We start from the raw sequence: 17273 nt of genomic DNA on the forward strand, positions 1-17273 counted from the left end.
TGGAAAAAAGCCCCTCACGGCATCTGCCGGAGGGGCTTTTTCATGTTCGGTGTTCGAATCCGTCAGTCGACGAATTCGACCGTCGTGCCGGGCTTCACCATCTTGGCGAGTTCGGTCGCATCCCAGTTGGTGAGACGGATACAGCCGTGGCTGTTCGTCTTGCCGATCTTGGAGGGCTCCGGCGTTCCGTGGATGCCGTATGTGGGCTTGGAGAGCGCAATCCATACGGTTCCGACAGGGCCGTTCGGTCCCGGCGGGATCTGCAGGATCTGGTCGTTGTTGCCCTGCTTGAAGTTGATCTTCGGGTTGTAGGTGTATCCCGGATCAAGGGCGATACGCTGCACCGTGTGCGTGCCGGTCGGCGACGGCGTGTCGCTGGAGCCGATCGTTGCCGGATAGGCGGCGATGAGCTTGCCGTCGGCGCCATAGGCGAAGACCTGCTTGCGGGCCTTGTCAGCGAGGATGCGGGTCACTTCGCCGGTCTTCGGCGTGCCCGGGTTGATCACCTTGATGGTCGTGCCGGGGATCGTGAAGTCGACGCCCGGGTTCAGCGCCTTGAGATATCCCTCGTCCATGTGGAACTGCTCGGCGAGCTTTTCCGATACGGAGGTGTACGACATTGCCGGCAACTGCGCCTTGTGGGCGTAGTCGTCCGGGATGGAGGCGACATAGGGACCTGCGGCATCTGCCGCGGTGATCGTGTAGTCGACGATCGGCAAGCCGCCTGAATAGCTCAGGCGCTGCATGATCTCCTCGGAATTGTTCGGGTCGAGCGTCTCGCCCGTCATCTCCTGCCATGCGGCGATCGCCTTGTTGACGTTGTCGCCGAGGTGGCCATCGATCACGCCCGGCGAGATGCCTTCGCGATCGAGGAAGACCTGAAGGGCAGCAATCTGCGCCTGCGGCTTCTTCGTCACCGTGATGATCGGCTTCGTCGGATGCACCACGTCAGGCTGTTGCTGCTGCAGGTCCGGGTCGATAGAGGCTTCCTGCGAGAAGCCATCATCCACGCCCGGAAGAGCCTGGTCATCGAGTGGCAGGCGGCTGACGGCGCCCGGGATCGTGCCAGTGATGGCGCCCGGCTCCGAATCGTAGAAATCGTCTTGCGGCGCGGCTTCGCCCAGTTGGTACGGGTCGCCCGGTTTGTACTGGCGGTAGTCACGAATACCGGCGCCCTGCTGGTAGCTTTCACGGTCACGCAAGGCGCGATAGCCGCCGGGTGCCGGAGGGAATTCATCACGGCGCGGCTGGCGGCGGGCATCCTGGCGGACCTCGGTCGCGACGACATTGCCGTAGCGGTCAAAGAACACACGTCGGCCCATGCCGTCGCGGCTGATCACGACATCACCATTGTTGGGGATATAGTCGAGTATGGCGCCGTCAGGGGCGACAAGAATCGTTTCCGTGGGATAGCGCTGGTAGCGCGTCTGGGCCTCCGCCGGCGCTACGCCACCGATGGCAACCCCCACAGCGAGGCAAACGCTTGTCATCAAAAGTCGCTTCACGGTGTCACCGATTTCCTTGTTATCCATCCACGTAATCCGGGAAATACAACATTGGTTCCCCCGCGTGCGCGTGTCGGCACTGACAAGGGAAATTTGACGGTAGTGTGGAAAAAGTGAATTCGTCATGAACATGATCTTAATTCGCGATCACAATCGTTTAGAAGTTTTCAAATTGGCTTGAAGAGGATGATCATGAAGGCGTTTTCCGCTGCCCGAGGCCCGAAGCTTTTCCTCGACGAGACGTCGGTACTCGACATCGGCGGGTGCTTCATCGGTAACATAGATGTGGCTCCGGGACGCGCGATTCCAGATGATGGCGATCCGCGCATCGACCATTCACTGGAAGGCTTCCTCTTTACATGCGGGCCGGATCATATCCGGCATCCCGAGCCGATCGAAGGTCGAGACGACGGCAAGACTTATCCGCTGCACGGCTCGTATTCGTCACATCCGGCCGAAATCCTGTTCTGGAATGCCCAGGGCGAGGACGCGGAGTGCCAGGCGCGCGTGCCGCTGACGCTGGCAACGGGGGAGACAGCGCTTCTGGAACGTCACTGGCGCATCGACGGCGGAAGCGGCGAGGTATGCCTTTCCGACAAGCTTTCCAATACCGGCGGCAAGCCCCTCGCGAAAGTTCACATGTACCACATGAACCTCGGCGCCTGGTTGTTTGACGACAAGGTGCGGCTGTCGGGTGCGATGTTCGAAGGTGGCGGGTTGCCCTGGAATTTCGGCGAGGATCCCGGCAGCGTCTTCTGCGTGCCGGCACGGCAGGAGGGGAGCGAATGGGCGGAAGTCTCGCTCGGTCCCATCGCGTCGATCGGCGGGCTGACGCTCAAGGTGAAGTTCCGTACCGACACCCTGCCTTATCTGCAGATGTGGAGAAACCAGAAGGCGCCGGCCCACGTGCTTGGTATCGAACCTGTTTCTCATCGCCTGGCAGGCCGCGCCGAGCTTGTCAAAGGCCGCGAGATCCAATGGCTGAAGCCAGGCGAAAGTGCCGAATACGGCCTGCGTTTTTCCTTCGCCTAGGTCCGCGTCCAAGAGCAATTGACGCTCCAGTCCCGCCGTCGTAAAGCTTGCGCCTCTTCCATAAAGGAGCATCAGCCATGGATATCCGCCAGATCAACGACGAGTATTCGGTCACTGGCCAGATCTCGGTCGAAGACCTCGATCAGATCAAGGCCATGGGATTCAAATCGGTGGTCTGCCATCGTCCCGACGACGAGGAGCCCGGCCAGCCGCACTTTGCCCAGATCGAAGCGCGCGCCAAGGAACTCGGGCTCGACATCCGCCACATTCCGGTCGGCCGCATGGGTGTTGATGCCCAGGGCGTGCAGGCCATGGTGGACGCGCTCGATGAATTCCCGCGGCCGATGCTGGGCTTCTGCCGCTCGGGTGCCCGCTCCACCGCCATCTACGAAAAGAGCCAGCATATCCGCGGCTGACCTTTCCCTGCACGCTTGGGCTTGTGCCTTAGCGTGTCCATCCGCAGCTCAACATTTCAGGAGCATATCCATGAGCATCAAGCGCATCGAAACCGGCGCCCGCATGAGCGGTGCCGTCGTCCACGGCAACACCGTCTATCTCTCCGGCCAGGTCGGCGAAGGCGAGACCGTCAAGGAACAGTGCGAATATGCTCTGCGCGAAGTTGACCGTCTGCTCGCAGCCGTCGGCTCCGACAAGTCGAAGATCCTGCAGACGCTGATCTACCTTTCCGACATGTCCTACTTCGCAGAGATGAACGCTGTCTGGGAAGCATGGGTCGATCCGGCCAACACGCCGGCTCGCGCCACGAGCGAAGCAAAGCTTGCTGCACCGAAGTACAAGGTCGAGTTTACCGTAACCGCCGCTATCTGATCCTTCGGTCAGAGAACATGAAAAAGCCGGCTTGCGCCGGCTTTTTTTATGCCTTGTTCCGGATCTGCGTCAGCGTCCGGGTTGGCGTGATCGCCTCGGGGTCGAGCTTCACCTCGATGATCGAGGGCTTGCTCGTGGCGCGGGCGCGAAGGTAGGCTTCACCGAAGTCCTCGGTCTTCTCGACCAGTTCGCCATGGCCGCCGAAGGCCTTCGCATAAGCCACGAAGTCCGGGTTGACGAGGTCGGTGGCGCTGACGCGGCCGGGATATTCCCGCTCCTGATGCATGCGGATCGTGCCATAGGTGCCGTTGTTGACGAGCACGGTGATGATCGGCAGGCCGTAGCGCACGGCGGTGATGAACTCCTGGCCGTGCATCATGAAGCAGCCATCGCCGGCAAAGCAGACGACTTCGCGTTCGGGGAAGAGCTTCTTGGCTGCAACGGCGGCCGGCAGGCCATAGCCCATGGAGCCGGAGGTCGGTGCCGACTGGGTGTTGTATTTCCGGAAGCGGTGGAAGCGGTGCACCCAGGTCGCGTAGTTGCCGGCGCCGTTGGTGAAGATCGTGTCTTCCGGCACGTTGGCTTCGATCCAGTTCATGATCGGGCCCATGTGGACTTCGCCCGGTCCGGTTTCTGGCGGGGTCGACCATTTCAGATAGGCGTCATGCATGGCCGACTTGCGTTCGGCCCAGAGCGGCAGGGCAGGCGGCTCGAGCTTGCCGATGGCTGCCACGAACTCTGCCGGTGCTGCACAGATGGCGAGATCAGGGCGGTAAATGCGGCCCAGTTCTTCCGGATCCGGATAAACGTGGATGAGCTTCTGCTTGGGGTAGGGGATGTCGAGCAGGCTATAACCGGACGAGGGGATTTCCGACATGCGGCTGCCGATGAGGACCAGCAGGTCCGATTCCTTGATCTCCTTGGCAAGCGCCGGATTGATGCCGATGCCGACATCGCCCGCATAGGACGGGTGCAGGTGGTCAAACAACATCTGGCGGCGGAAGGAACAGCCGACCGGCACCTTGAAGCGGCTGGCAAACGCCTGGAAGTCGGCAACCGCCTGTTCGCTCCAGCGGGTGCCGCCGAGGATGAACATCGGCTTCGTCGCTTCCTTGAGCATAGCTTCGAAGGCGGCGATCTGGTTCTGGCCGGGATGGCTCTCAACCCGCGTATAGGCCTGGGCGGCGGGCGCCTCGACCTCTTCCACCAGCATGTCTTCCGGCAGCGTCAGCACGACCGGACCGGGGCGGCCAGAGGTTGCCACCGCAAATGCACGGGTGACGAATTCCGGGATGCGGCGGGCGTCATCGATCTCGCCCACCCATTTGGCAAATTCGGTGAAGGCGCGGCGGTATTCGACTTCCTGGAAGGCTTCGCGCTCCTTCATCTCGCGACCGATCTGGCCGACGAACAGGATCATCGGAATGGAATCCTGCTTCGCAATATGCAAGCCGGCCGAGGCATTGGTCGCGCCCGGTCCGCGGGTGACCATGCAGATGCCGGGCTCGCCGGTAAGGCGACCCCAGCTGTCGGCCATCATCGCTGCGCCACCTTCCTGGCGGCACACCAGCACATCGATGCCGCTTTCATAAAGGGCATCGAGAACTGCGAGATAGCTCTCGCCCGGCACGCAGGACACGCGCTTGACGTTGTTTGCCTTGAGCGCCTCGACGATCAACTGGCCACCGGTCTTCATTCCTGGTCCTCTTTCTTTTCGCCAAATTTAAGCTCGGCCAGGATCTCGGCCGTGTGTCCGCCCAAAGCCGGGCTCGGCTTGTTGTAGGCAAGCGGTGTCTCAGACAGTACGATCGGTGTGCGCACGCTCGGGATCACGGTGCCGTCGTCTGCCGTAAGGTCGATCTTCAGGTCGCGCGCCTTCACCTGCGGGTCATCGAACATCTCGGCAATCGAGTTGATCGGGCCGGCAGGGACCGCGTTCTGGCCACAAGCCGCGAGAAGATCGGTCTTCTTCCACTTGGCGGTCTGTGCCACCACCAGGCGGCGCACTTCGCCGCGGTTGGCAACGCGGGCCTTGTTGGTGGCGAACCGTTCGTCATCTGCCAGTTCCTCGACACCGAGGATCTTGCAGAAGCGGCGGAACTGGCCGTCATTGCCGACCGCCAGGATGAGGTAGCCGTCCTCGGTGGGGATCACCTCGTAAGGGGAGATGTTCGGGTGCGCGTTGCCGAGCTTGGTGGGCGCCTTGCCGGACACCAGGTAGTTCATGTTCTGGTTGGCAAGCACCGCCGACATGACATCCAGGAGCGCCATGTCGACTTGTTGGCCTTCGCCGCTCTTCATCGCGTGGATGAGCGCGCCCTGTATGGCGGTGACGGCGTAGACGCCGGTGAAGATGTCGGCGATTGCGACGCCTGCCTTCATCGGCTCGCCGTCCGGCTCGCCGGTAATCGACATGAAACCCGACATGCCCTGGACGATATAGTCGTAGCCGGCGAGCTCAGCGTAGGGGCCATCCTGGCCAAAGCCGGTGATGGAGCAATAAACGAGCTTCGGGTTGATCTTGCGCAGGCTCTCGTAGTCGAGGCCGTACTTGACCAGGCCGCCGAGCTTGAAGTTCTCGATCAGCACGTCGGCCGTCTTGACGAGCTGCCGGACGATCTCCTGGCCTTCAGCGGTCTTCAGGTCGACCGCGATCGAGCGCTTGCCACGGTTGGTGGCGTGGTAGTAGGCGGCGGAAAGGTTGGTTCCGTCGACGCTTTCCACGAAGGGTGGGCCCCAGGCGCGGGTATCATCACCGCCCACCGGATTCTCGACCTTGATCACGTCGGCGCCCATGTCGGCCAGCATCTGGCCTGCCCATGGACCGGCGAGTACGCGGGCAAGCTCAATGACGCGGATGCCGGCAAGCGGCGGCTTCTTTGCTGATGTCAGTGTCATTCGCTCTGTGCTTTGGCGCTATTCGCTTGATTGGGATCTGGCGTGCTTTTGTATAACCGCAGCCCGTGCCAGAGGCACTTGAATAAATGTCATGATCTTATTCCGGTTGGGTTTGCGGCACCCGGGATCTTGCAGGCGAAAGGGCGGATTGCGCCCAGGCTGCAAACTCCGCGGTTGCGCGCCCGCGCACCGTGTCGTTCAGCGTCTCGTGCCGCGTTGCCGGCCAGACCTTGGCGGTGACGTTGGTGAGACCGGCGGCCTTCATTTTCCCGGCGAGCCAGAGGATTTCGCGCCCGCCATTGGTAGCGGGATCCTGGGCGCCGCCAATGAGGTGCACGGGCAAGTGCTTCGGCAGCCGGTCGATCATCGTCGGGCCGCGGAAGGTGAGTTCGAACAGGTCCCGCCACAGGGAGACGCTGGCATCGAAGCCGCAGAGCGGGTCGGCGATATAGGCGTCAACGATCTCCCGATCGTCGCTGAGCCAGTCGAAGTCCGTGCGGCGGTTCGGGATCGCCTTGGCCCATGCGCCGAAGGTGAGCTTGGGGAGCAAACCGCTCGGTACGTCGGAACCTTTCAGCGCCTGCTCGATCCGCAGGATCGCTTGCGCAGCGCGACCGGGAAGGCCCGGATTGAAGTTGGAGTTCCAGACTGCGAGCGCGTCGAAGCTTTCCGGATAGGTGGCCGCGGCGTTGAGTGCGATGAGGCCGCCCATGGAGTGGCCGAAGAGGAGGACAGGGAGGCCGGGGTGGTCGCCGGCGGCGAGGTCACGCACGGCCTTGACGTCCTGCAGGACAAGGTCGGTGCCATTGCGCCTGGCAAAGCGGCCGGTCGGGGCGCCGGGTGCGGTAGTCTCGCCGTGGCCACGATGATCGAAGGCGTAAGCATGGAAGCCTGCCGCTGCCATGGCGGTCGCGAAGTTGGCGTATCGCTTGGAATGCTCGGCCAGTCCATGGCAGATGATCAGGATGCCGAGGGGCTCAATGGTGGCAGGCTGGTGGTGATAAGCGAGTTTCGCGCCCGTCGGGCTATCAAACCACCGCGTTTCATTGAACATCCGTCATCCTTCCCCGGCTGCGCATTGCTCCCGGGCGTCAGATCGCCTACATAGCGGCAAACCCAAATCCCCCGGAGCAGTTTTTATCGATGGCACGCCAGTTCATTTATCATATGTCGGGACTGAACAAGTCTTACGGCGCCAAGAAAATCCTCGAAAACGTCAACCTGTCTTTCTACCCTGATGCCAAGATCGGTATCCTCGGCCCGAACGGTGCCGGTAAGTCGACCGTGCTGCGCATCATCGCAGGCAAGGACAAGGAGTTCACGGGTGAAGCCTGGCTCGCCGAAGGCGCGACCGTCGGCTACCTTGAGCAGGAGCCGCAGCTCGACCCGAGCAAGACGGCCTTCGAGAACGTCATGGAAGGCGTCGCCGAAAAGCAGGCCGTGCTCGACCGCTATAACGAGCTGATGATGAACTATTCCGACGAGACGGCGGAAGAGGGTGCCAAGCTCCAGGACATCATCGACAGCCAGAACCTCTGGGACCTCGAACAGCAGGTCGAGATGGCGATGGAAGCGCTGCGCTGCCCGCCGAAGGATGCGGACGTCACCAACCTTTCGGGTGGTGAACGTCGCCGTATCGCGCTCTGCCGCCTGCTTCTGTCGCAGCCTGACCTGCTGCTGCTTGACGAACCGACCAACCATCTCGATGCCGAGACGATCGCCTGGCTTGAAAAGCACCTGCGCGATTATCCGGGCGCCGTGATGATGATTACCCACGACCGCTACTTCCTCGACAACGTCACCGGCTGGATCCTCGAGCTCGACCGTGGCCGTGGCATTCCGTACGAAGGCAACTACTCGGCCTACCTGCAGGCCAAGGCAAAGCGCATGCTGCAGGAAGCCCGCGAAGAAGCCGGTCGCCAGAAGACCCTGTCTCGCGAACAGGAGTGGATCGCATCCAGCCCGAAGGCGCGCCAGGCAAAGTCCAAGGCTCGTATCAAGGCCTACGAACAACTGGTCGATGCGGCTGAAAACATCCGGCCGGGCGACGCGCAGATCATCATTCCGGTCTCCGAGCGCCTCGGCAATGTCGTCATTGAGCTTGAAAACATCACCAAGGGCTTCGAAGGCCGCACGCTGATCAACGACCTGTCGATCAAGCTGCCGCCGGGCGGCATCGTCGGCATCATCGGCCCGAACGGCGCCGGCAAGTCGACCCTGTTCAAGATGATTACCGGCCAGGAAAAACCGGATGCCGGTGCGATCCGCATCGGTGACACCGTGCATCTCGGTTATGTCGACCAGAGCCGTGACTCGCTCGATCCGGACAAGACTGTCTGGGAAGAAATCTCCGGCGGTGCCGAAGTCATCAAGCTCGGCAAGTTCGACATGAACTCGCGCGCTTACTGCGGCGCCTTCAACTTCAAGGGCGGCGACCAGCAGCAGAAGGTCGGCAACCTTTCGGGCGGCCAGCGCAACCGTGTGCACCTTGCCAAGATGCTGAAGGCTGGCGGTAACGTGCTGCTGCTCGACGAACCCACCAACGACCTTGATACCGAAACGCTCGGTGCGCTGGAAAGCGCGCTCGAAGCCTTCGCCGGCTGCGCCATCATCATCAGCCACGATCGCATGTTCCTTGACCGTCTCGCTACGCATATCCTGGCGTTCGAAGGTGACGGTCACGTGGAATGGTTCGAAGGCAACTTCGAGGATTACGAGCAGGACAAGATCCGTCGCCTCGGTCCCGATGCGCTGAACCCGGGCAGCCAGGCCTACAAGCGCCTGACCCGCTAAGGCTCGGGACAGCTACAATGACAGAAGGCTCCGCCCCACGGCGGGGCCTTTTTTCTTGCCTCGCTGGCCCGGACAGCGTCACCCTGGCACTACAAGATCTTACCCTTCAATACTCCTAGAAGCTTAAAGTATTTCATTATCAACTTAGGTCTAGGTTCCTGCCCGGGTACGGTGGCGGAGCCCCTCCGCTGCCGTGGAAATGATAAGGTGGGATAATGTCTAGATTTTTCGGCTCTCTTTCTTTCAGGGTGCTGCTGTTCATGCTGGCGGCAGTGCCGCTTGTCGCGGTTGGCGTGCTTGGTGTGACGGCGACGGTCAATAGCTATCGGGAATACGACAAGCTTTCGCGCGCGGCGCTGCTTGAACGGCTGGGTAACGCTGGCGGCGAACTGATGATGGCTCTGCCGGTTGAAAGCGCTGCCGCACCCGAAGCGCGCCTTCCTGCACGCAAGAGAACCGATGATGCCTACAAGGCAATCGCGGACGCCTATGCCGCCCTCGTCGCAAACGGCGTGAACGACACGTTCCTGGCCGACATCAAGAAGCAGGTCGACGACCGCTATTCGAAGCTCGCCGAGTTCCGCACTGCGGTAGACTCCGGCCCGGTCGATACGATGATGTCGCTGATCTACATGCAGCCGCTGTCGACCGCCGCAATCGGCGTGACGTCGCGCGCCGGTAACCTGATGGAAGACCGCGAGCTCATGCACGCGCTGCAGGGCTACCACGCCTTCCTTCAGTTCAACGAAGGCTACCTCATTTTCAACCGTATCGGCCAGCAGTACACGAAGAACGGCAGCCTCAACGGTGACGAGTTCTTCCGCTTCGCCTCCGGCCTCATGCAGGTCAAGGTTTACGAGCGCGGCGTTCGCGAATTCGTTGATCCGGCCACCGTTGCCAAGTTCGACGCCTTCATGCAGTCGCCGACCGGCACGCTGATCCAGAAGACGGTCGCGGACATGTCGAAGAATGCCGGCTACATGCCAGCGCCTGCCGATTTCGGTAACTGGGTGAAGGCCATGGCGGAACGCCGTGACTTTGTCGCTGATCTGCTGTCCGAAAACGCCAATGCTGTGACGAAGCTTGCCAGTGACAAGCTGGATGCCGCTTACTCGTCGCTGCTGCTGTTCCTCGGGGCGCTTGGTGGCTTCGTCATCGTCGCCGTTGGCCTGGCTGTCGGCATCAACCGCATCCTGTCCCGTGCGATCCGCACGATCGGTGAGCGCATGACGGCCCTGGCCGCCGGCGATGCCGAAAGCGCGATCCCCTTCGTCACCCGCAAGGACGAGATCGGCGACATGGCCCGCTCGGTCGAAGTCTTCCGCGAAGCTGCAATCCGCAATGCACAGCTGGAAGCCGAAGCTGCCGATTCCCGCCGTCGTTCGGAAGCCGAGCGTGCAGAAATGCAGCGCCAGTCCGAGGCCGACGCCGAAGCTCGCCTCAACCAGGCGACCGGTGCGCTGGCTGCAAGCCTTCGCCGCCTGGCAAGTGGTGACATGCTTTGCGAAGTGACCGAGCCGCTGGCTCCGCAGTTCGAAGGCCTGCGCCACGACTTCAACACCTCTGTTCGCCAACTGCGCGAAGCACTCCTCAGCGTCGGCAACTCCGTTTCGACCGTCACCAGCGGCTCGAAGGAAATCTCGGACGCCTCCGACAACCTGTCGAAGCGCACCGAACAGCAGGCAGCTTCGCTCGAAGAAACCGCTGCAGCCCTGGAGCAGATCACGTCGAACGTGGTTGCGACCTCCAAGCGTACCGCCGAAGCACGCAATGTCGTGCGGGATGCTCGCGCCCACGCCGACCAGTCCGGCCAGGTTGTTCGCAACGCCGTTGCCGCCATGGAGCGGATCGAGAAGTCGTCGCAGCAGATCGGCCAGATCATCGGCGTCATCGACGAGATCGCTTTCCAGACAAACCTGTTGGCGCTCAACGCCGGCGTTGAAGCCGCACGCGCTGGTGATGCAGGCAAGGGCTTTGCCGTCGTTGCACAGGAAGTGCGTGAACTGGCGCAGCGTTCGGCAAACGCCGCCAAGGAGATCAAGGCTCTGATCTCGAACTCCGCGGTTGCCGTTGGCGAAGGTGTGAAGCTCGTGAGCGACACGGGCGAGGGGCTGAGCGCAATCGAGCAGCTGGTTCAGACCGTCAACGCTCATATGGATGCGATTGCGACTGCTGCGCAGGAACAGTCCGCTGGTCTTGCCCAGGTCAACACTGCCGTCAACCACATGGACCAGGCGACGCAGCAGAATGCCGCGATGGTCGAGGAAATGAACGCTGCCGGCGCAGGTCTTGCGCAGGAAAGCAGCCGGCTCAGCGGCTTGCTGTCGCAGTTCCAGCTGGGCAGCGCCGTCAGCGAACTGCGCCAGACGGCAGCCCGCATGCGTGCCGCGGCAGAACCGGCCGCACCGGCTTATGCGCCAGCACCGTCCCGCCCGGCTGTCAGCCGTGCACCGGTTGCTCGCGGCAATGTCGCGGTCGCCCAGTCGGTGGACGAGTGGGAAGAGTTCTAAGAGAACCTTAGCCTCTGCTTCTGAGAAAGGCGGCCTTCGGGCCGCCTTTCCTGTTTTAGGGCTGCCGACAGAAAGCCGGTTGCGCTGACCGCGGCATTCATATAAACATATCTTTATATGTTGATTGCATGAGGTGTGCCCGTGGGTCTGTCGCTGGATAGTTTGGTGGATGTGCTGAAGACGTCTGGGGAGCCGACACGCTTCCGGCTTCTGGCGCTCCTGTCTGCCGGCGACCTCACCGTCACCGACCTCACCGAAATCCTCGGGCAGTCGCAGCCACGCATCTCGCGTCACCTGAAACTCCTGGCTGAAGAGGCGCTGATCGACCGTTATCAGGAAGGGGCGTGGGCGTATTTCCGCATCCGCCAGGAAGGCAAGGCGGCTGCGCTGGTGCGCACGCTGCTTGCAGCGGCTTCGGAAGACGATCCGGTCTTGAGCCGTGATAGCGAGCGGCTTGCCAGCGTCAAGCGGCTGCGGGCAGAGCGGGCGCAGGCCTATTTCAGCCGCAACGCGTCTGCCTGGGACGAACTGCGCAAGCTGCAGGTGAGCGATGAGGCGGTTGAAGCCGCACTCCTGAAGCTGATTGGCACCACGCCGGTCGATTCCCTGCTTGACCTTGGCACCGGCACGGGCCGCATCCTTCAACTGCTGGCGCCGTTGTATCGCCGGGCCGTCGGCGTCGATGCCAGCCGCGACATGCTGGCGGTTGCCCGCTCAAACCTCGACAAGGAAGGGGTCGTCAAGGCATCCGTGCGTCACGGCGATATCCTGAACCTGCCGCTCGAAGGGCAGGATTTTGATCTCATCACCATTCACCAGGTGCTGCATTATCTCGACCAGCCAGAACTGGCGATTGCCGAAGCTGCGCGGGTGCTGCGCCCGGGCGGGCGGCTGCTGATCGTTGATCTGGCGCCGCATGATCTCGAATACCTGCGCGACGAACATGCCCATGTGCGGCTTGGCTTCTCGCACCAGGCCATGGCCGAGTGGCTGGAGAAATACGGTCTTGAGGTCGAGAAGGCCGTGGATCTCGCCTCCGAACGCGAGGGTGGCCTGACCGCCACCGTCTGGCTTGCCCGAGACCGCCGGCTGCTGATTGCAACCAATACGCCTGCCGAATCCGAAACCGTTTGAGGAGCTGAACCCATGAACGCATCCCGCGAAGACTTCAGCGTATCCTTTGAGTATTTCCCGCCCAAATCGGACGAGATGGAGCGGCAGCTCTGGCAGGCAGTGGAAGCCCTGTCGGTCTGGGAGCCGGATTTCGTGACCATGACCTATGGTGCTGGCGGTTCCACCAAGGAGCCGACGCTGGCGGCGGTCTCCCGCATGGTGGGCGAGATGCACCTGCCGACCGCGGCACACCTGACCTGCGTCGATGCTTCGCGCGAGGAAACCCGTGCCGTGATCGAGGACCTGCGGGCGGCCGGCGTACGCCGGATCGTGGCGCTCCGTGGCGACCCGGCAACGGGTATCGGCACCGCCTATGCGCCGCATCCCGACGGTTATTCCACGACGGCTGACCTCGTGCGGGCGCTGGTCGAATACGGCGACTTCGATATTTCCGTGTCGGCTTATCCCGAAAAGCACCCGGAAAGCCGGGATCTGGCTGAGGACATCGCGACCTTGAAGAGCAAGGCGGATGCGGGCGCCAACCGTGCGCTGACGCAGTTCTTCTTCGACAACGACGTTTTCGAGCGCTACCTGGAAAAGGTGCGCGCTGCCGGCGTCAACATTCCGATCGTGCCCGGCATCATGCCGATCCAGAACCTCGCCCAGCTGAAGCGCTTTGCCCGGCGTTGCGGTTCCTCCGTTCCGGCCTTCCTTGATGAACGTCTGGAAGGGCTGGATGAAAAGCCGGAAGAGCGGGCGGAGGTGGCGGCCGATATTGCCGCCGAACAGATCGAGGACCTGCGCCGACGCGGCATTCACGAGTTCCATATCTATACGATGAACCGGGTGCCGCTCGTCTCTGCCGTGATGGATCGTCTCGGCCGAGGCAAGGCACGGGCGCCACGCACGGTCGCTGCCTGAGAACTAAAAAACGCATGCCCTATGGAAGGAGCATGCGCTTTCACTGGAAGTGCTGATTATCAAACGGTCATGGATGCAAGTCGTGACCGGGTAGTTGCTCGCGTGGCGCTCAAATGAAGAGCATGGATGCCACGAACACAAACGCTGCACCGACTACCAGGACATTGAGAGAGTATGTACGTCCCATGTCTGCCTCCTTGCGTTGACTGTTAAAGTGTATGTCGCTTTTGTGTCACGGGGGAAGCGGAAACTGTGCTGCGGTGCAGCGCGCTGGCCGCGGAAAATCCTGTCGTTGCCCGCTAAGGTGCTGTTCTGCGGTCGTAATTTTTTCTCAACGGTCGTGGTGCGGCGGTAAATTAAAACTGTTTGAATGTAACCTGCAGACACAATGCGTGAGCTTTTTGTGCCGTTTCGCACAGGTCACGCTGCATTTCGAAGCCGCGACAGCACCCTTCCGTCGAGCAGGATCAGCCCGAATCCGATCATCAGCATGCCGATAAGGTCGGTGGGTTGCAGGTGTTCTCCAAGGAAGGCGACGCCAAGGATGATCGCACTTGGCGGCACGAGCAGCGTCACAAGCGAGGTGTTCGTGGCGCCGGCGGTGGCGAGGATTCGGAAGAACAGGAAATAAGCAAAGGCTGTTGAGACCAGTGAAAGCCCGAGGACGGCGAGAATCGCGCTGGTCGAGGGCAGGGGCAGCGTCCATGGCTGGTCGATGATGAGCGACACGGGCAGAATCATCAGCGTCGAGGCGGTGAGCTGTCCGGCGGCGGTGACCGGCGGTGGAAGGCCGCGGAAGCGTTTCCCATAGGTCCCCGCAAAGCCATAGGAGATCGCGGCGAGGACGGGCAGCGCCAGAGCCCAGAGCGGCGCGGAGGTGGCGGAGGTGACGCTTGGACCGAGCATCACGACCGTGCCTCCCATGCCCGCAATGCAGCCGGCGAGCTTCAGCGGCGTGAGCTTTTCATCCGACGTGAGGCGGTTGGCGATGAGCACGGTCCACATCGGCGTGCTGGCATTCAGGATGGCGGCCAACCCTGCGCCAATCTCGGTCTGGCCGAAGAAGATCATCGTGTGCGGCAGCACGTTGTTGAGGAGGCCCATCACGACAAAGGATCGCCAATGGGTGCGCAGCACGCCATAAAGGTCGTGGCCGCCGTGGAGGTAGAGGTGAAGGGCGAGTGCCGCGAGCCCGAGGCGCAGGAAGACGAGCGTGAAGGGCGGGATCTCCATGACAGCCACGCGCGCAAAGAAGAACGAGCCGCCCCAGATCAATCCGAGCAGAAAGATGAGCGCCCAGGTGCCGGTGCTCGGCTTGGTGATGGCGGTCGATGTCATGCGGTGTCCCTCCGTTCGAGGTGGGCAATAACGCAGAACCTATGGAGCGCCACCCGATTTGCATCGGGGCGGCGCTTTCCCATGTATTTGCCTTACAGGGCGGAAAGCAGATCCGCGGTCGGCCATCCGTCAGCCGCCAGTCCCAGGCGCGCCTGTTCCTTCTGCACGGCAACGCGGGTGCCGGATCCAAGAATACCGTCGATCTTGCCGACATCATGGCCGAGCGTCTGGAGCTTGGTCTGCAGCGCCTTCATGCCCGCGTCATCGAGGCCCGCATCCGGGGTGCCTTTCTGGTAGGGCGGGGCACCTGAGAGGCGGGTCGCGAAATAGGCGGCTGAGGTCGTGTAGATGAACGACTTGTTCCACTCGAGGTAGATCGCGAAGTTCGGGTAGGTAAGAAAGGCTGGTCCCTTGCGGCCCTGCGGCAGGATGAGCGCAGCGGGAAGGTCACCGAAGCTGGTGTTGGCATCGCGCGGTGTCACGCCAAGCTTGAACCACTCCGCCGCCGGCATCTCATTGCCGAGGCCGCTCTTGTCCCATGGCAGGGTCTGGGGCAGCGTCACTTCCTGGATCCACGGCTGGCCAGCCTTGAAGCCGAGGCTCTGGATGAACCTGGCAGCCGTCAGGATCGCATCGGGTGCGCTCGCCTTGACGTTGATATGGCCATCGCCGTCACCATCGACGCCAAAGGCGATGATGTCCTTCGGCAGCATCTGGACCTGGCCGATCTCGCCAGCCCATGCGCCGGTGTTGGTGGCCGGGTTGAGGTCACCGTGCTGAACCATCTCGATCAGCGCCAGCAGTTGCGGGCGGAAAAGCTCCGGCCGGCGGCAATCATGCGCCAGCGTAACAAGCGCGTTGCGCGTGTTGAAGTCGCCCTGGACGGCGCCGAAATCGGTTTCCATCGCCCAGAATGCGGCAATCACGCCCGCAGGTACGCCGAATTCCTTCTCTGCGCGTGCGAAAACATCGGCGAACTGCTTCATCTTCTGGCGGCCGATATCGAGCCGGGCCTGGCTCACCGTGCGCTGGGAGAATTCAAGGAAGGTCTGGCGGAAGACGCCCTGGGCGCGGTCGCGGGAAAGGACCTTCGGGTCGATCTGCGCGCCGGCCAAGGCTTCATCGGCTGCGCTGGCGGGAATGCCCATGCTGATGGCTTCGGCCTTAACGCCCTCCAGGAAGGTCGAAAGATCACCGCCACAGGCGGGGGCGGGTGCCTGGGCAAGCGCCGTCGAGGCAAGGCAAGCGGAAACAAGGGAAGTTATGGCGAGACGACGAGCAAAAGCAGCGTACATAAGGCGTTCCTGAACTAGGTTTGGCACCGCCTCATCTCCAAAACATTCGTGACAAAAACATGGGCGGCCGGCAATCGCGGCGTTTTATCGCAAGCACGGACCAAGCGCCAGATGCAGTTGGGGCATCTGGCTTATCTGTTGGCGGCGGCGACCCAGGAATTCCAGTGCTTTGCAGAACCGGAGAAGACGTTGATGTCGAGCTCGCCCTTCACGCCCGGGATCAAGCCCGTCGATGTATATTGCCAGAAGGTCCAGCGGCGGCCCGGATAGATAGCGCTCGGATGGGCTGCCACCGAACGCAGCCAGAAGTGATAGTCGTTGAAAGCGCCGACGAGGTTGTCGCGGTGGAAATCCACCGACGTGTAGATGATCGGCTTGCGCCCATAATGCGTCTCCACCCGGTTCATGAAACGGCGCATGACGTCGCGCACGGTTTCAGGATCGGGCCTCAGCTTGCAGGTGGGGGAAGCGTGGTTCCATTCCATGTCGAGCACCGGCGGCAGCATGTTTGCTTCCTTGGGCACATTGGCAATGAACCAGTCGGCCTGTTCCTCCGGCGTCGAGCAGAAATAATAGAAGTGGTAGGCCGCGTGCGGGATGCCTGCGGCAGCCGCATTGCGCCAATGGGTGCGGAAGGCGGAATCGATGCGGTCCTTGCCTTCGGTGCCCTTGATGAAGACGAAGGAGACGCCGGCCTTCTTCAGAGCCGCCCAATCGATGTCCGTTCCATTCCATTTGGAAAGGTCGATGCCATGGACCTCGTGCTTGCCTGGATGGTTGCTGCCAAAATCCTGCGGATCGCGGTCGCCGTAGCGCATCTTCTTGAGCGATGTGGTCTGCCCGAAGTCATAGCTGGTGGACGTGCAGCCGGTCAGCCCGATCATTGTCGTCGCAAGAAGGGCGATAAGAAATCGAGGCATGAAGATCCTGAATTGGTGGCCGCAGGGAACACGACATTGCCAGACGAAGCATGCGCGTGGCTCGCGAGCGCCATAACGTCTGAAAATACGGTCAAGGGCAAGGTCATGTGCGAACAAGGT

Annotated in this window: 14 protein-coding genes; 7 read left to right on the forward strand and 7 right to left on the reverse strand. The window is 61.9% G+C overall.

Annotation, left to right across the window (positions count from 1 at the left end; translation table 11 throughout):
* Positions 1–62 precede the first annotated feature (62 nt).
* Entirely contained in the window at positions 63–1505 is a 1443-nt protein-coding gene (locus tag M0654_RS01170; protein ID WP_248681621.1) for a L,D-transpeptidase, read from the reverse strand.
* 192 nt (positions 1506–1697) lie between these two features.
* On the opposite strand from M0654_RS01170, the gene M0654_RS01175 reads away from it, so the two are divergent.
* From M0654_RS01175 to M0654_RS01185, 3 genes are all read left to right on the forward strand, one after another.
* On the forward strand, positions 1698–2537 hold the full coding sequence (locus M0654_RS01175; RefSeq protein ID WP_248681471.1) for a DUF4432 family protein: 840 nt from the start codon (positions 1698–1700) through the stop codon (positions 2535–2537).
* Positions 2538–2614: 77 nt separating this feature from the next.
* Positions 2615–2953, forward strand: a complete 339-nt coding sequence (locus tag M0654_RS01180) for a TIGR01244 family sulfur transferase (protein ID WP_248681472.1) — start codon at positions 2615–2617, stop codon at positions 2951–2953.
* Between the two features lie 70 nt (positions 2954–3023).
* Positions 3024–3365 carry a RidA family protein gene (locus M0654_RS01185; RefSeq protein WP_118849996.1) on the forward strand — a complete coding sequence of 114 codons (342 nt, stop codon included), beginning with the start codon at positions 3024–3026 and terminating at the stop codon, positions 3363–3365.
* Positions 3366–3411: 46 nt separating this feature from the next.
* On the opposite strand, the gene M0654_RS01190 is transcribed toward M0654_RS01185, so the two are convergent.
* The 3 genes from M0654_RS01190 to M0654_RS01200 form a co-directional block, all read right to left on the reverse strand.
* A complete protein-coding gene (locus M0654_RS01190; RefSeq protein WP_248681473.1) occupies positions 3412–5061 on the reverse strand; it encodes a thiamine pyrophosphate-binding protein in 1650 nt (549 codons plus the stop codon).
* Complete coding sequence (locus tag M0654_RS01195) at positions 5058–6263, reverse strand: CaiB/BaiF CoA transferase family protein (RefSeq protein WP_248681474.1); 1206 nt, start codon at positions 6261–6263, stop codon at positions 5058–5060. The genes M0654_RS01190 and M0654_RS01195 overlap by 4 nt, the downstream gene beginning before the upstream one ends.
* A 97-nt stretch (positions 6264–6360) precedes the next feature.
* Positions 6361–7317 (reverse strand): alpha/beta fold hydrolase, encoded by a 957-nt coding sequence (locus M0654_RS01200; RefSeq protein ID WP_248681475.1) that lies wholly within the window; start codon positions 7315–7317, stop codon positions 6361–6363.
* A gap of 89 nt (positions 7318–7406) precedes the next feature.
* On the opposite strand from M0654_RS01200, the gene ettA reads away from it, so the two are divergent.
* From ettA to metF, 4 genes are all read left to right on the forward strand, one after another.
* Positions 7407–9056: an energy-dependent translational throttle protein EttA gene (gene ettA, locus M0654_RS01205; RefSeq protein ID WP_248681476.1), complete on the forward strand. Its 1650-nt coding sequence runs from the start codon at positions 7407–7409 to the stop codon at positions 9054–9056.
* A gap of 215 nt (positions 9057–9271) precedes the next feature.
* Positions 9272–11566: a methyl-accepting chemotaxis protein gene (locus M0654_RS01210; protein WP_248681477.1), complete on the forward strand. Its 2295-nt coding sequence runs from the start codon at positions 9272–9274 to the stop codon at positions 11564–11566.
* Between the two features lie 165 nt (positions 11567–11731).
* Entirely contained in the window at positions 11732–12700 is a 969-nt protein-coding gene (locus M0654_RS01215; protein ID WP_390919376.1) for an ArsR/SmtB family transcription factor, read from the forward strand.
* 12 nt (positions 12701–12712) lie between these two features.
* On the forward strand, positions 12713–13600 hold the full coding sequence (gene metF, locus M0654_RS01220) for a methylenetetrahydrofolate reductase [NAD(P)H] (protein WP_248681479.1): 888 nt from the start codon (positions 12713–12715) through the stop codon (positions 13598–13600).
* A gap of 420 nt (positions 13601–14020) precedes the next feature.
* Here metF and M0654_RS01225 read toward each other — a convergent pair whose 3' ends face one another.
* From M0654_RS01225 to M0654_RS01235, 3 genes are all read right to left on the reverse strand, one after another.
* Positions 14021–14938, reverse strand: coding sequence for a DMT family transporter (locus M0654_RS01225; protein ID WP_248681480.1), 918 nt, complete (start codon positions 14936–14938; stop codon positions 14021–14023).
* 92 nt (positions 14939–15030) lie between these two features.
* A complete protein-coding gene (locus M0654_RS01230; RefSeq protein WP_248681481.1) occupies positions 15031–16233 on the reverse strand; it encodes a lytic murein transglycosylase in 1203 nt (400 codons plus the stop codon).
* 131 nt (positions 16234–16364) lie between these two features.
* On the reverse strand, positions 16365–17153 hold the full coding sequence (locus tag M0654_RS01235; protein ID WP_248681482.1) for a glycoside hydrolase family 25 protein: 789 nt from the start codon (positions 17151–17153) through the stop codon (positions 16365–16367).
* Positions 17154–17273: the final 120 nt, after the last annotated feature.

It is taken from the genome of Neorhizobium turbinariae, from assembly GCF_023223505.1.
GTDB lineage: Bacteria > Pseudomonadota > Alphaproteobacteria > Rhizobiales > Rhizobiaceae > Neorhizobium > Neorhizobium turbinariae.